Source organism: Paenarthrobacter sp. 10L412, assembly GCF_056395565.1.
Window position 1 is genome coordinate 16,747 of the sequence record NZ_JBFTJT010000007.1, and the last position, 13,825, is coordinate 30,571.

General features: G+C 62.4%; 14 protein-coding genes and 1 tRNA gene. 11 read left to right on the forward strand and 4 right to left on the reverse strand.

Features of this window, described 5'->3' with window-relative positions; all coding sequences use genetic code 11:
* Positions 1-111 precede the first annotated feature (111 nt).
* Together guaA and AC1DD7_RS10375 are read left to right on the forward strand one after the other, a co-directional pair.
* On the forward strand, positions 112-1,701 hold the full coding sequence (guaA, locus tag AC1DD7_RS10370; RefSeq protein WP_431115879.1) for a glutamine-hydrolyzing GMP synthase: 1,590 nt from the start codon (positions 112-114) through the stop codon (positions 1,699-1,701).
* Positions 1,702-1,829: 128 nt separating this feature from the next.
* Positions 1,830-6,134: an AAA family ATPase gene (locus AC1DD7_RS10375; RefSeq protein WP_477514898.1), complete on the forward strand. Its 4,305-nt coding sequence runs from the start codon at positions 1,830-1,832 to the stop codon at positions 6,132-6,134.
* Between the two features lie 26 nt (positions 6,135-6,160).
* On the opposite strand, the gene cpaB is transcribed toward AC1DD7_RS10375, so the two are convergent.
* The 3 genes from cpaB to AC1DD7_RS10390 form a co-directional block, all read right to left on the reverse strand.
* Entirely contained in the window at positions 6,161-6,952 is a 792-nt protein-coding gene (gene cpaB, locus AC1DD7_RS10380) for a Flp pilus assembly protein CpaB (RefSeq protein WP_477514899.1), read from the reverse strand.
* Between the two features lie 68 nt (positions 6,953-7,020).
* Complete coding sequence (locus AC1DD7_RS10385) at positions 7,021-7,287, reverse strand: FmdB family zinc ribbon protein (RefSeq protein ID WP_477514900.1); 267 nt, start codon at positions 7,285-7,287, stop codon at positions 7,021-7,023.
* Positions 7,288-7,451: 164 nt separating this feature from the next.
* Positions 7,452-8,057, reverse strand: a complete 606-nt coding sequence (locus AC1DD7_RS10390; RefSeq protein WP_477514901.1) for a 5-formyltetrahydrofolate cyclo-ligase — start codon at positions 8,055-8,057, stop codon at positions 7,452-7,454.
* 111 nt (positions 8,058-8,168) lie between these two features.
* Here AC1DD7_RS10390 and galU point away from each other — a divergent pair, with 111 nt between their 5' ends.
* From galU to AC1DD7_RS10415, 5 genes are all read left to right on the forward strand, one after another.
* Entirely contained in the window at positions 8,169-9,101 is a 933-nt protein-coding gene (gene galU, locus AC1DD7_RS10395) for a UTP--glucose-1-phosphate uridylyltransferase GalU (RefSeq protein WP_431115874.1), read from the forward strand.
* A gap of 5 nt (positions 9,102-9,106) precedes the next feature.
* Complete coding sequence (locus tag AC1DD7_RS10400) at positions 9,107-9,733, forward strand: GNAT family N-acetyltransferase (RefSeq protein ID WP_477514902.1); 627 nt, start codon at positions 9,107-9,109, stop codon at positions 9,731-9,733.
* A 131-nt stretch (positions 9,734-9,864) separates the two neighbouring features.
* Entirely contained in the window at positions 9,865-10,791 is a 927-nt protein-coding gene (locus AC1DD7_RS10405; RefSeq protein WP_477515169.1) for a hypothetical protein, read from the forward strand.
* Between the two features lie 6 nt (positions 10,792-10,797).
* A complete protein-coding gene (locus AC1DD7_RS10410; protein WP_477514903.1) occupies positions 10,798-11,598 on the forward strand; it encodes an SDR family oxidoreductase in 801 nt (266 codons plus the stop codon).
* Positions 11,599-11,633: 35 nt separating this feature from the next.
* Positions 11,634-11,706 (forward strand) — tRNA-Ala (locus AC1DD7_RS10415).
* Positions 11,707-11,760: 54 nt separating this feature from the next.
* Here the strand turns inward: AC1DD7_RS10415 and AC1DD7_RS10420 are convergent.
* Positions 11,761-11,964, reverse strand: coding sequence for a cold-shock protein (locus tag AC1DD7_RS10420; protein WP_144648155.1), 204 nt, complete (start codon positions 11,962-11,964; stop codon positions 11,761-11,763).
* A 203-nt stretch (positions 11,965-12,167) separates the two neighbouring features.
* Here AC1DD7_RS10420 and AC1DD7_RS10425 point away from each other — a divergent pair, with 203 nt between their 5' ends.
* From AC1DD7_RS10425 to crcB, 4 genes are read left to right on the forward strand one after another with little or no spacing between them, the layout of a single operon-like run.
* Complete coding sequence (locus AC1DD7_RS10425; protein WP_477514904.1) at positions 12,168-12,512, forward strand: zinc ribbon domain-containing protein YjdM; 345 nt, start codon at positions 12,168-12,170, stop codon at positions 12,510-12,512.
* Positions 12,513-12,527: 15 nt separating this feature from the next.
* Positions 12,528-13,034, forward strand: coding sequence for a universal stress protein (locus AC1DD7_RS10430; RefSeq protein ID WP_477514905.1), 507 nt, complete (start codon positions 12,528-12,530; stop codon positions 13,032-13,034).
* Complete coding sequence (locus AC1DD7_RS10435; protein WP_477514906.1) at positions 13,021-13,452, forward strand: fluoride efflux transporter FluC; 432 nt, start codon at positions 13,021-13,023, stop codon at positions 13,450-13,452. Before AC1DD7_RS10430 ends, AC1DD7_RS10435 begins: the two co-directional genes overlap by 14 nt.
* The gene (gene crcB / locus AC1DD7_RS10440) at positions 13,449-13,820 is read left to right on the forward strand and encodes a fluoride efflux transporter CrcB (protein WP_477514907.1); all 372 of its coding nucleotides are present in this window, start codon (positions 13,449-13,451) and stop codon (positions 13,818-13,820) included. Before AC1DD7_RS10435 ends, crcB begins: the two co-directional genes overlap by 4 nt.
* Positions 13,821-13,825 lie beyond the last annotated feature (5 nt).

A 13,825-nucleotide genomic window follows, 5' to 3' on the forward strand; every position in this document is an offset into this window, starting at 1 on the left:
GCCAGGCCAGCAGGCGTCAGGGTGTGAGATGCCTAACGACCAGCCCGTAATTGACCTCTTCAGGCCACTGCCAACGTGCACCGGGGCGGCCCGGCAAAGTAGTCTTGGTTGGTGACTACTCCCACCGCACCCCAGACTTCCCAGAAGCCGGTGCTGGTTGTTGACTACGGTGCCCAGTACGCGCAGCTGATTGCCCGCCGCGTCCGCGAAGCGAATGTGTATTCGGAAATTGTTCCGCATACCTTCACCACCGAGCAGCTTCTGGCCAAGAACCCGGCAGCCATCATCCTTTCCGGCGGACCTTCCAGCGTCTACGCAGAAGGTGCTCCGCGCGTCGGAGCGGACCTTTTTGAAGCCGGGGTACCCGTTTTTGGTATCTGCTACGGCTTCCAGGCAATGGCCAACGCGCTGGGCGGCAAGGTGGCCGAGACGGGCCTCCGGGAGTACGGCGCCACCGAAGCACTGGTGGTTGGCGATGCCCGCTCGATTCTTGATGGTGTGCCCTCCTCACAGAACACCTGGATGAGCCACGGCGACTCCGTCCAGGAAGCTCCCGAGGGTTTCGAAGTGCTGGCCACGACGGCCGGCGCCCCGGTAGCCGCCTTTGCCAACGAGGAAAAGCGCCTCTACGGTGTGCAGTGGCACCCGGAGGTCAAGCACTCCGTGCACGGCCAGCACGTCCTGGAGAACTTCCTGTTCAAGGGCGCTGGTCTCAGCCCCAACTGGACCACGGGAAATATCCTCGAAGAGCAGGTGGAACGCATCCGCCAGCAGATCGGTGATTCCAAGGTCATCTGCGGTCTTTCCGGCGGCGTGGATTCTGCCGTTGCCGCAGCCCTGGTCCAGAGGGCCGTTGGCGACCAGCTGACGTGTGTCTTCGTGGATCACGGTCTCCTTCGCGAAGGCGAAGCAGAACAGGTTGAACGCGACTTCGTCGCTGCTACGGGCGTCAATCTGTATGTTGCCAACGAGCAAGAGCGCTTCCAGTCTGCGTTGGCCGGAGTCAGCGATCCCGAGACCAAGCGCAAGATCATTGGCCGGGAATTCATCCGTGCCTTCGAGGAAGCGGAGCGGGCCATCATCGCCCAGGCAGCTGCCGAGGGGGAGAAGATCAAGTTCCTGGTCCAGGGCACGCTGTACCCGGACGTCGTCGAGTCCGGCGGCGGCGAGGGCGCTGCGAACATCAAGAGCCACCACAACGTGGGTGGGCTTCCCGAGGACCTGCAGTTCGAACTCGTTGAGCCGCTGCGCGCCCTGTTCAAGGACGAAGTCCGCGCGGTGGGTGCCCAGCTGGGCCTGCCTCAGGAAATCGTCGGCCGCCAGCCGTTCCCCGGCCCTGGCCTCGGTATCCGCATCGTCGGTGAAGTCACCAAGGAGCGCCTTGACCTGCTTCGCAAGGCTGACGCGATTGCCCGTGCCGAGCTGACCGCTGCTGGCTTGGACAACGATGTTTGGCAGATGCCGGTGGTTCTGTTGGCTGATGTCCGCAGCGTCGGCGTCCAGGGCGATGGCCGCACCTACGGCCACCCGATCGTTCTCCGTCCGGTATCGTCCGAGGACGCAATGACGGCCGACTGGTCGCGCTTGCCGTACGACCTCCTGGCCCGCATCTCCAACCGCATTACCAACGAAGTGGATGGAGTTAACCGCGTGGTGCTGGACGTCACCAGCAAGCCGCCGGGAACCATCGAGTGGGAATAGCATTTTGAGTGGCCGGCCTCCTCTGGGAGGCCGGCCACTATTCTTTCGGCTGTGAAATGACGGCGAATTTCGCATTGGCACAGTGTTGCGGAGCGGGCTGAAGGAGTATTCCCGCTACCCTCGAAAGTATGCCGGTATGGTCCAAGGCGTCTAAAGCTAGTACAGAAAAGAAGGCAGCAGTTGTGTCATTAGGTCAAGGCCAAGAAGAGGGCTCCGAAGAGCTCCGGAAATGGCTGTCCGGACTTAAGCCCGTTACAGGGGCGGACACGATGCTGCGTTTCGTGAAGACGCCCGAAGGCGCCATCGATCTCAGCAACGCACATCCCTCGGGCCTCGCGCAGCTGCTGGCGGGGCGTAGAACGAGGTTGTCCACGCTTATCCGCGACCGGCAGCAATATCTGGTGGCGGCACGGGCTGCACGCAACATCCGGTCCAAAATTTTTGAGCTCAGCAATGATCGGGGTATCGAGGCCGGGTACCTCTCCGCGGGCACGGTGGTGTGGACTTCAGCCGTAGGTGGCAAACCCCAGCGGGTATCGGCCCCTGTCATGCTGACCTCCATTGTCCTGACCGTTCGCCCGGGCGAGGACGATTTCGAGCTGCAGCTCACCGAGCAAGCACGCATGAACCCGGCTTTGGTGCGTCACCTGAAGACCGTCCACGGCATCGTCTTCGACGTCAATGCAGTAGCCCGCATGGCCTACAACACGGCCAGGCTTGACCCCCAACCGGTCCTGGATCGCCTGGCTACCCTGGTGCAGCCCATTCACGGCGCCGAGGTTGAATTCAACTTGCTCGTGACCACTTTGGCTGATCTTTCGGGAAACCTGGACGATCCGTGGATCAACATGAACAACCCCACCGTGGCTGCCTTGGCAACTGCTGCCAATGGTGGCGAGATCGAGCCCGAACCCATCAAAGCGGGGCGGTTCGCCAGCCTCGATGAACGCGACCCGGCAGACGAACTACTTTTGCTCGATGCTGACACGGACCAACAGTATGTGGTGGACGCTGTCCGCGCAGGAGATTCGCTGGTTGTCAGCACCCCACCAGGCAGCGGCCAGACCCAGACGGCAATCAATGCGATTGGCGCCTTGGTCAGCGAAGGCAAATCCGTCCTCGTGGTGGGGGACCGGCAGTCCAGCCTGGCGGGACTTTCTGCGCACCTGGAGTCGCTGGGCCTGGATTCGATGTTGTTCCGTCCGGGCAACGGCACCACACCACAGCAGCTCAAGGGCCAGTTGGTCCGTGCCATCATGCGCAATGAAAAGGCGCTGGAACCGCAGCTTGGGAACCTCCATCAGACGCTGATCGGACACCGGCATGCCTTGATGGACCATGTTGCCTCGCTCCACAACGTCCGCGAACGTTGGGGCTGCTCGCCCTACCAGGCCATGCAATCGTTGGCCGAATTGACGTCCATCCACCCGGCGCCGTCCACCACAGTGCGCCTCAAGCGCAGCGTGCTGGACAACATCAAGGACCGTGAAGAACTGGCTGGCCGCTTGCGTCGTGCTGCCGAGCTGGGTAGCTTTAGCCGGTCTTCCACCTCCAGCCCTTGGTATGGTGCCCGCCTCGTAACCCGCAAGGAGACAGAAGAGGCCCAACAGCTTGCCCGCATCGCCGAGGAGAAACTTCCCGTCCTGCGCGAGCGTATGAAGCAGGTTTCGGATCACGCCGAGATCCGTTTGGCGGATACCTTCACCGAGTGGGGCGCACAGCTTGAATTGCTGATTGCCGTGCGCGAAAGCCTGGACAAGTTCACTCCGGATATTTTCGATCGCCCGGTGCATGATCTCATCTCTGCAACTGCCAGCTCTGCGTGGCGCCGGGAGCGCAATCTGGAGATGCCCTCCATGCAGCGTTCGAGGCTGCGGCGGGTGGCAAAAGAGTATGTGCGGCCTGGTGTTCACATCGCGGACCTGCACAGCTCCCTGGTCCTCGTCCAGGAGCAGCGTGCCTTGTGGGCAGGCTATGCCACCACCCAGCGCCACCCGGCCGTGCCGTCCGGGCTCGCCGACCTCGGGTCCTTGTACCGCGAACTGGATGGCGAGCTTCGCCGCCTGGGTGAGGCGCTCAAGCACACCTCTGCCGGTGGTTCGCTCCACCAGACTCCGTACCTGGAACTCATGGAGCGGCTCGAACGGCTCGTGGCGGACACAGCCACGCTTGAAACACTCCCGGAGCGCACGCTCCTGATTGAGGAGATGCGCGAGCATGGACTCGGCGAGCTGCTCGCTGACCTTGCTGCCCGTGAAGTGCCGGCCGCTTCGGTTGCAGCCGAGCTGGACCTCGCCTGGTGGCAGTCTGCCTTGGAAGCAATGATCAGTGGTGACGACTACCTCGCCATGTCCGACGGCGACTCCCTCCGCCGCCTTGAAGCTGAGTACCGCCTTGCGGACCAAGCCCACATTGCCAGTGGTGCTGCGCGTTTGCGGTGGCAGTTGGCCCGGAAATGGGGCGAGGGGATAGTGGAGCACCCCCGGCAGGCTGAGTTGCTTCGTGCCCTGCTCAAGGATGGTCGGGTGACCCTCCCGGCTTTGAGTGCGCAGGCTCCTGACCTCGTACCCATGCTCGTTCCGGTGTGGTCCGTGAGCCCCTACCTGTTGACGGGAGTTCTTCCCGCGGAGCAGAAGTTTGACGCCGTGATCATCATCGATGCCGAATCGACGTCGCTTCAGGCCGTCCTTCCGGCGATTGCGCGGGCCCGGCAAGTCATAGCCTTCGGTGATGCGAAGATCGCGAATGCCCGCACCTTCAGCGTGGCCGTGGAACCTCCTGTGGCGGGGGTGGCCAGCCACGAGACCGTGGACAGCGCGTTCAAGGCCCTGGCACGCGTCCTGCCCACCTGGCAGCTGAACTGGGTTTACCGGGCCGTCGATGAGGACCTGATCCTGCAGTTGAGCAAGAACTACTACGACGGCGGCCTCCGGCGTTTGCCCGATGGCAGTTCGGTGACGGGCCTGGATCGTTCGATCCTGGTGGAGTACATCCCCGATGGAACAGGACTCCCGGGCGCCGACCATGAGGGCGTTGAGTCCGTTACGGCGGAGGTCAACCGCGTGGTGGACCTTGTCTTCGAGCACGCCAGATTGCGGCCCCGAACCTCGTTGGCTGTGGTCACGGCCAGCCTGCGCCACGCTGCGCGGATTGGCGAGGCGATCCGGCTTCAATTGCCCAACCACCCCTTGTTGTCCGCCTTCTTCGGCGCCGGTCCTGAGTCCTTCCGCGTAGTGGACCTGGAGCGAGCCCAAGGCCTGGTGCGTGACCATGTCATTTTCTCTCTGGGCTACGGCCGGACACCTCATGGCCGCGCCTTGCACTCGTTCGGACCCCTGTCCACCGAGGGCGGACGAAACCGCTTTGCCTTGGCAATGACCCGCGCCCGCCGTTCCATGCACGTCCTGAGCTGCTTCCGCCCGGAAGATCTGGATCTGGATCGCCTGGCGCACGGGGCTGTGGAATTTTACGAACTGCTGGACAGGGAACTGTCCGGGAACAGCAACCTTGGAACTCCTGCCTCGCGCGCCGTTGCCAGCGAACAGGCTTTGGGGGAGGACCCTCTGGTTGCCGATCTCGGCGAGAGGTTGCGGGCCAGGGGTGCCCGCGTGTGGCACCTTTACGACGGTGTCCTGGACATTGCCGCCGCTGCCGATCCCGTCCACACGATTGGACGGGAAGGCGCCGAGATTCCCACGCCAGTGGCAATCGAGTCCGATGGCACGGAACGTTACCGGCGCATGAGTGTCCGTGAACGCAGCCGTCTGAGGCCCCAACTGCTGGAACGCATGGGCTGGCGTTACATGTCCCTGTGGACCATTGAAGTGTTCACGGATCCTTCGTCCTGCGCAGATCGAATCGGGTCCTACTTGGGACTTGAGAACCATGTTCCCCAGGCCGCCCCGCCAGCGGAGCATGGCTTCCTGGACATGGATGTTGAACAATTGAATCTGGACAATGCAGGTTCCTCGTATGCCAGCTCCTCGTATGGGATTTCCTCGTACAGCAGCTCCTCGTACAGCAGTTCCTCCGCAACCCGGGCTTCGCATCGGCAAAGCCCGGGAAGTGCCCAGGCATCGCTGGAATCCCAGCAGCCCGGACAGGCAGATGTGAACAGGCGGAGGGGGGCGGATGGCGAACCAAGCAACGCAGAAGCCAGCAATCCAACCCCCAGTGATCCAGAGGATGGGACTGAAGTACCAGTGAATGAACAGGGAACCGGCAACGAAAGCGGCTCTGACGAACAGACCGCAGCTGTGGACGCCGAAAACGCTGAAGAGAAGGCAGAGTCAAAGACACCAGCGGCGAAGCAAGCCTCCGGTGGAATCTTGCCTACCAAGGCGGCTGAAGACGATCCCCGACGTTGGGGCGACGAAGGCAACTATGACCATGAGCAGTGGTTGAAGGAGCAGAAGCCCCCGCATTGGGGCTGATTGGGTCATGGAATCCAGGCCCTGCATTAGGGATTGACCAAAACAAAGAAAAGCTTGCCTTGCGTTGATGCGCCGGCAAGCTTTTCTGCTTGTGGAGGATCTGCAGCCACTACCATCAAGCCGTCGGTGTCGCTGGTTCCGAGCCATTGGCCGGGTTTACCCCCTTGGGCGGATGTCCATAGGACAGGGACGGAGGCGGCCAGGACTTCGGTTTGCCGGGACTCGTCGTATGATCCGGCGGCGGTAAGTACTACATTCACCAGCTGTCCCGGGGACAGAAGCTGGATGGATGAAGGGTCAGCCATGCGAAGGGGGACCGCAGCTGAGCCTACAGGTGCACCGGTGAGGAGTCCCGGCCCCAGAAGATTGGATTCGGTGGGAATCTGCCCTTTAGTCAAGGGCGAGGCAAGCTGGCGGCCCACCAGTGAAACGTGATCCTCCAGGGCTCCGGAAATCGCGAGGTCGGGCGGCACGCCAACAGTGGTGAAGTCGGCCCCGGTGAGGCTGGTGCCTGCGGCAAGATCATGGGCAGCGACGAGAATGCTGACACGCTGCTCAGAGGCAGGGGTTAGCTGTTGGACAGTAATGCCCGTGGCCAGGCAGAGCAGCAGTGCAACTGTCAGCCGACGATTCCGGGAGACCCAGAAGTTCAGGCTCTGCCTGGGGCCCAGCCGCAATTGGCGATGTGGCCCCTGCTTCCGTGGGAGGAAATGGCCAGCCACGGTGGTGGGCTTATTCCGGGAGCGACCACGGCCCCTGGCAGGCGGACTGGAGTGTTCGCGGCGGGGGAGTGGCGAAGTGGTTGACTTTAGTGGCATAACGCCACGTTAGCCACCGGTCTCGGCCGCCCAACAGCGGCCGAGTGCCTTATGTGGAAAAGTGCTGGCTAGCTCGCTGCGGCTGCTGGTGCAGGCGTGGCAGCCGGGGCCGGAGTCGCCGGGGAGGAGGGCGCAGCGGAGACGGTGCTGCCCTTGGCATCGCGCGAATCCGTGCGGTAGAAGCCCGAGCCCTTGAAGACAACGCCGACGCTGTTGAACTTCTTGCGGAGCGCGCCCTGGCATTCAGGGCACTCCGTCAGGGAGCTGTCAGAGAAGGACTGGACGATGTCAAAGGCATGGTCACAGTCTTTGCAGGCGTATGCGTATGTGGGCACTGAGTTCCTCCTTCAGGACAAGGTTCAGGTCCTGTAGAGCCATGGCGGAGAATCTCCGCATTAGCAGTCGCAGGGCCTGAGTGCCAATTCTATCATCCGCATCCCGCTCATTCGCTATCTGCCAACTCCACGTAAGTGCGGGACTTCACGTAGCGTCAACCAGGTCACTCCCCGCCGCCAAGCGTGATGATTCCCGACGGCGTCAACGCATCCGGCACCGGGCGGTCAAAAGGCTCGGCGGGGATAGCTCCGGAAGGCAACACATCGTCGTCGTACACCACCGCGATGGTGGGTGGCCGACCACCGGAGCTGTCCAGGCGTTGGAGGAGGCGGTCGTAGTAGCCGCCGCCTTGTCCGATGCGGTTGCCATCCCGGTCCACGGCGGTGGCCGGCATGAAGATGCCCGCAACAGCGCTCACCACAGCACTGTCCAAACGCTCGCCTTCGGGTTCGTCGATGGGTGCGTAGTCGGACCGGACGAAGGCTGTCTCCGGCGTCCAGTACACCCAGCTCAACTGGCGTCCGGCCTCGCAGACGGGAAGCAGGACCTGGTGGCCGGCGTTGTGGAGTCCTGCGATCAGGGGCATGGTTGGGGGTTCGTGGGAGACGCCGACGTAGATCGCGAATGTCCTGGGTGATCCGGCGGAAATCTTCCGGGCCCACGCCAAGCCGTGCCGTGCAATTGATTCACCGGCTTGGGCTACTTGCTCCTTGGAGAGGCCGCGCCTGTACAGGCGGCGGCTGCTGCGGATGTCTTCCTTCGATGCCATTTTTGTCCGATCATGAGATTCGCGCGGGCTACCGTGTCTACGTAAAGCAGCAAATCCGCTCCAGTTCAAGGGCTGTTTCTGCGTCTTGCCACGGCGAGGGTTTACCCGTTGATGTATTCCTTCCGTTACATTAGTCCGGTGACTCTCGATAACAATGCTGTCCGTAAGGCCGTCATCCCCGCAGCGGGTCTTGGTACCAGGTTCCTCCCCGCCACAAAGGCGATGCCGAAGGAAATGCTGCCCGTGGTTGACAAGCCAGCCATCCAGTACGTCGTCGAAGAAGCGGTGAAGGTTGGCCTGCACGACGTCCTGATGATCACCGGGCGCAGCAAGCGCGCCCTGGAAGATCACTTTGACCGTGTGCCGGCGTTGGAAGCAACGCTGGCAGCGAAGGGCGATACTGCCAAGCTTGAAGCCATCCAGTCCGCCACCAACCTGGGCGACATCCACTACGTCCGCCAGGGCGACCCCAACGGCCTCGGCCACGCGGTCCTCCGTGCAAAGCAGCACGTCGGGTACGAGCCGTTCGCCGTTTTGCTGGGCGATGACCTGATCGATCCCCGCGAGGACCTGCTCAGCGAAATGATCGCTGTCCAGCAAAAAACCGGTGGTTCCGTTGTTGCCCTCATTGAAGTTGAGCCTTCGAAGATCAGCGCCTACGGTTGCGCCGACGTCGAGGAAAACGGTGAAGACGGCTACGTCCGCATCAAGCAGCTGGTGGAAAAGCCGTCCCCCGAAGAAGCTCCATCCAACCTCGCGGTGATCGGTCGCTACGTCCTGCACCCGGCAGTGTTCGACGTCCTGGAGAAGACTGCTCCCGGACGCGGCGGAGAAATCCAGCTGACGGATGCCCTTGAGGTTCTGGCTGCCGGGGAAGGTGAAGGCTACGGCGTTTATGGCGTCGTCTTCCGTGGACGCCGCTATGACACCGGTGACAAGCTGAGCTACCTGAAGGCCTGCATCGAGTTGGCATGCGAACGCGATGACCTGGGGCCCGAGCTCCGCGAGTGGCTGCCCACCTTCACTGCCGGCCTTCCCAAATAACACCGGTGTACGGCTCTGCGATCTGGCCGGTAACGCTGGAAAGCGGAGCCTTGGTGCTCCGGCCAATCCGTTACCGCGACAAGCGGGAGTGGTCTGAAGTCCGTTCGCGGAACAGTGAATGGCTTGCACCCTGGGAGGCGTCCAATCCTGCGCCGGGTGGGCGCCTGCCCAGTTACCGCCAAATGGTGGCATCCCTGAACGCACAAGCCCGGCAGTCCACGGCCTTGCCATTCCTCATCACGGAGCGGACCGAGGGGTTCCGTGAGCCGCAAATTGTGGGGCAGCTGACGGTCTCATCCATCGTGTGGGGTTCGGCGATGATGGCGACCCTTGGCTACTGGGTTGATAAGGAACGCGCCGGGCACGGTATTGCTCCCACGGCCGTTGCCATGGCTACGGACCACTGCTTCCGGACCCTGGGCCTGCACAGGATGGAAATCAATATCCGGCCGGAGAACGCGCCAAGTCTCCGGGTGGTGGAAAAGCTCGGATTCCGGGACGAAGGCTACCGGCTGAGATACCTGCACATCAATGGCGAGTGGGCGGATCATCGCTCTTTCGCACTCACGTCGGAGGAAGTTCCGCAGGGACTCCTTGACGAGTGGCTCAGAGGAAGAACAGGCAGGTCATAGGCCCTTTTGAGCCGTATCTCCATTCATTTGCGGACTCGCCGACGACACACCGACCGCAATGCCGCCGCCCCTGATGATTTGCTTCTACGGTTTTGAATGTGGACTTCCCTCTCAGCAGCTCAGTGATACTCGTGGTCACTGTCGCGCTTTGGATGGTATGGGTCGCTCCTTACGTTCTTCGGAACAGACGGCAGCAGGTCCAGGCAGCCACTGTTTCAGCAGAGGCATTTGACGACGAACCAGACGAAACGCAGGCAGGGGTGGTACTGACTTTGGCACCCCGGCAGGAGAAACCGATGGAGACCATGCACAGCAAAGCACCGGCGTCGCCCCAGGAATCCAGCGTGGCTGAGTCGTCGGCCAGGAAGCCGCCCACAACTCCCTTTACGATCCGTTATGCCCGGCTCACCTTGGCCCTGGCCGGCCTTGCTTTATTGATGACTGCCATTGTTTCGGGCGTGCTGCGGCTGTTCGGCACCGGTACCGTCTGGCTGCCGTTGGTGTCGTTCGTGGGCTCGGTACTTGCCGTGGTGACTTTGCGGCGCCTCGCCCTCCGGGATCTCCGGGAACGCCGCGCGCGTCGGTCTGCACCAGTGGTGCCAATCAAAACCCCGGCTCGGTACTTGCCAAAGGAACCGGCCGTCGAAGCCAAGGAAGTACCGGTTTTCGATGCTGAGGCTGGAAAGCTCGAAGCCGCTCGCCTTTCGGCCGTGGAACTACGCCAGGCTGCCTTGGCTGTTGCCCTTGCCGCCGGCGACAAGTCCGCTGGAGACAAGTCCGCTGGAGACAAGTCCGCTGAAGCGGCCGTTGGCTCCGAAGATGCCAGCTGGGAACCGGTTGAGGTTCCCAAGCCTACTTACGTTGGTGCCGCCAAGGCGCCGCGCCCCGCTCCGGAGCCCTTGGATCTTCCTGAAGCTCCCAAGCCCGTGGGCAAGCCAGTGCTGAAGCAAAGTGTTGAGCAGGCGGAGGCCGCCGCAGCTGCACAGGTGCGTACTGCATCCAAGGGCCAGAGTGCCCTGAGCAACTTGGACGATGTCCTGCAGCGTCGCCGCGCCTAGCCCGGCATGACCACGCTCTGTGTTGCAGGTGGCACCGGCCAGGTAGGCCGTGAAGTTGTTCGCCAGGCGCTCGACGCCGGGCACACAGTTTCCGCCCTGAGTCGCCATGTGCCGCCTCCCGGTTCGGAGAAGCAGTACGACGGCGCCACCTACTTTGCTGGCGACGTCACCACAGGCGATGGCCTGGCAGCTGCGCTGGCGGGTGTCGACGTCGTCATTGATTGCCTTGAGGGTCAGTTCGGGAAAGCCCAAAAGCAATTTGCCGACGGCGGCGAGCGTCTTCTTGGCGTGGCTCACCAGGCAGGTGTTCGCAGGGCTGTGGCGTTGTCGATTATCAACTGCGACAAGAGCGCCCATTCCTACTACGTCTCCAAAGCGGCAAAGGAACGGGTCTACGCGAGGGCCGAACTGGAAACGGTGGTTATCAGAGCCACGCAATTCCACAGCCTGGTGGAAATGATCTTTGCTGCAGGCGCAAAGACGCGGTTGATTCCGGCATTCAAGGGAGTGCGCTTCCAAACGATTTCACCCAGGGAAGCCGGAGCTGCATTGCTCGAAGCTGCGCTGGAACCGGCTTCTCCCGAGCAGCACCGGGTCAGGACCGTTGGCGGCCCCGAGGTCCTGGCCATGAAGGACATGGCGGCGTCGTGGAAAGCCATTACTGGCGCACGAGGCAAGGTTCTGGAAGTCCCACTGCCGGGTGCCATGGGCGCCTACCTGCGCGCAGGACTCAACCTCATGCCCGAGCAAAGGTATGGCACTGAAACGTTCGTGTCGTGGTTGGAAAAGCGCCGGGAAACTTTGTAGCCTAGGGACACTGGTCCGGCCGTAAGCCGTACCCAGGGGCTATAGCTCAGTTGGTAGAGCGCTTCGTTCGCATCGAAGAGGTCAGGAGTTCGAATCTCCTTAGCTCCACAGATACAAAAAACCGGCCAGGCACAATGTGCCTGGCCGGTTTCGTATGGGAGTTTAGAGGGGTTGGATGTTCTCCGCCTGAGGTCCCTTGGGGCCTTGGGTGATGTCGAACTGGACCTTCTGGTTCTCGTCCAAGGAACGGTATCCGCTGGAGGTAATTGCGGAATAGTGGGCGAATACATCCGGGCCACCGTCGTCCGGGGCAATAAATCCGAAGCCCTTTTCAGCGTTGAACCATTTTACTGTGCCTGTAGCCATGCTTGTTTTTCCTTCACGGGTCGCTGGTCGGTACCGCTTGTCGGATCACCGTCCCCGCCACTCACATTATTGAGCCTATGTGCCGATCTGACATGGGGCAACAGATTCTGCCGTGCCTTTCGTAATGTCGTTGTGTCGGGGTACGCTGTCGGGCTGTGGTTGGAAGAGCCTGGCGACGGTGGATGCACCTCTAGAATTACCTTGTGAACGACTCCCTGCCTCCGTGCCCCGAATGCTCCAGTGAATACACGTACCAGATGGGCGCGCTGTTGGTTTGCCCTGAATGCGCCCACGAATGGTCACCCGCGGCCGAGAGCGACGGGCAGGCGCATGTCATCAAAGACGCCGTGGGCAACATCCTGAGTGACGGCGACACCGTCACGGTGGTCAAGGACCTCAAAGTTAAGGGCAGTGCCACGGCCATCAAGGTCGGCACCAAAGTGCGGAACATCCGGCTCGTCGACGGCGTGGGAGACCACGATATTGACTGCAAAGTGGACGGATTCGGCCCCATGCAGCTCAAGTCCAGCGTTGTGAAGAAAGTCTGACGGGAGCCTTAGAAAATGACCGGGACCCCAGCTTCCAAAGGCCTCAACGGCCCCATCCTGGTAGGCGTCATGCCCGGGCAGCGGCCTGTCGTCGTCGAGCGTGCCGCTGAGGTGGCGCTTAGCGCCGGGCTCCCGCTGGTGTGTGCGTTCGTCGATGTGACCGTCTATCCCGTGGACGGCACCACGGGCGGGCCGTCGGCCCCGATTGATCCCGACGGCGTGGACGATGACGCCGAGAGCGCCCCGGAATCCGTGCGGACAGCAATTGCCACCCAGTTGGCCGAAGCTGATCTGAATTGGTCCATCGTTTCCCTGGCAGGGGAGCCGGCACGGGCATTGGCCCGTGAGGCCGAAGATATCGGGGCGTCCATGATTGTGGTGGGCTCCAGGGACCGCAAGCTCGGCTCGGCCATCAAAGAGCTGACGGCGGGCTCCATTGCCCGGCAGCTCTGCCACCGCCAGGACCGTCCTGTGCTCGTTGTACCTGTGGAGCCGCGGGTGCCGGTGGATGATGACGACTGAGATCAGGCGTCCCGTCCATCTTCACTGGGGGTTCATCGGAATTGTGGCCGTAGGCGGCGTCTTCGGGGCGCTCGCCCGCTACGGCCTCGGACTCTTGATTCCTGCGCCAGGGTCCTGGCCGTTACCCACCCTTCTGATCAACCTTTCCGGCGCCCTGGCGCTCGGCGCTTTGCTGGAGGGGCTGGCGAGGAGGGGGCCCGACGTCGGACGTCGCCGGGCGTTGCGCCTCGCCTTGGGTACGGGCTTCCTGGGGGCTTACACCACGTACAGCACGCTCGCCTTGGATGCGGTGCACCTGTTCACTGCGGGTGAGACGACTGCTGCCCTGGGTTATCTGGGCATGAGCCTGCTGGGTGGAGCGGCAGCAACCATGGCCGGAATCTGGCTCGCCGCATGGCATCACAGGCGTGCGAAATGACTGTCGTCCTGTTGGCCCTCGCCGGGGGACTGGGCGCGGCTGTTAGATTCATGATGGACGGGCTCATCCGGGCACGCGTCCGTACTGCCCTGCCGTGGGCCACCATCTTCATCAATGTCTCCGGTTCCTTGCTCCTGGGGTTCCTGGCTGGACTGGTGATGGAAGGGCAGGCGCCCGAATCCCTTCAACTCATCCTCGGCACTGGTTTCCTGGGAGGCTATACCACCTTCAGCACGGCAAGCCTGGAGACCATCAGGCTGGTGCAGAGTGGGCGGATGGGGCTGGCGCTCGTCAACGGCTTGGGTTCCATGGCCGTTAGCGTCGGGGCTGCCGCTGCCGGCGTTTGGTTCGCTCTGCTGCTGGCTTAACGGAT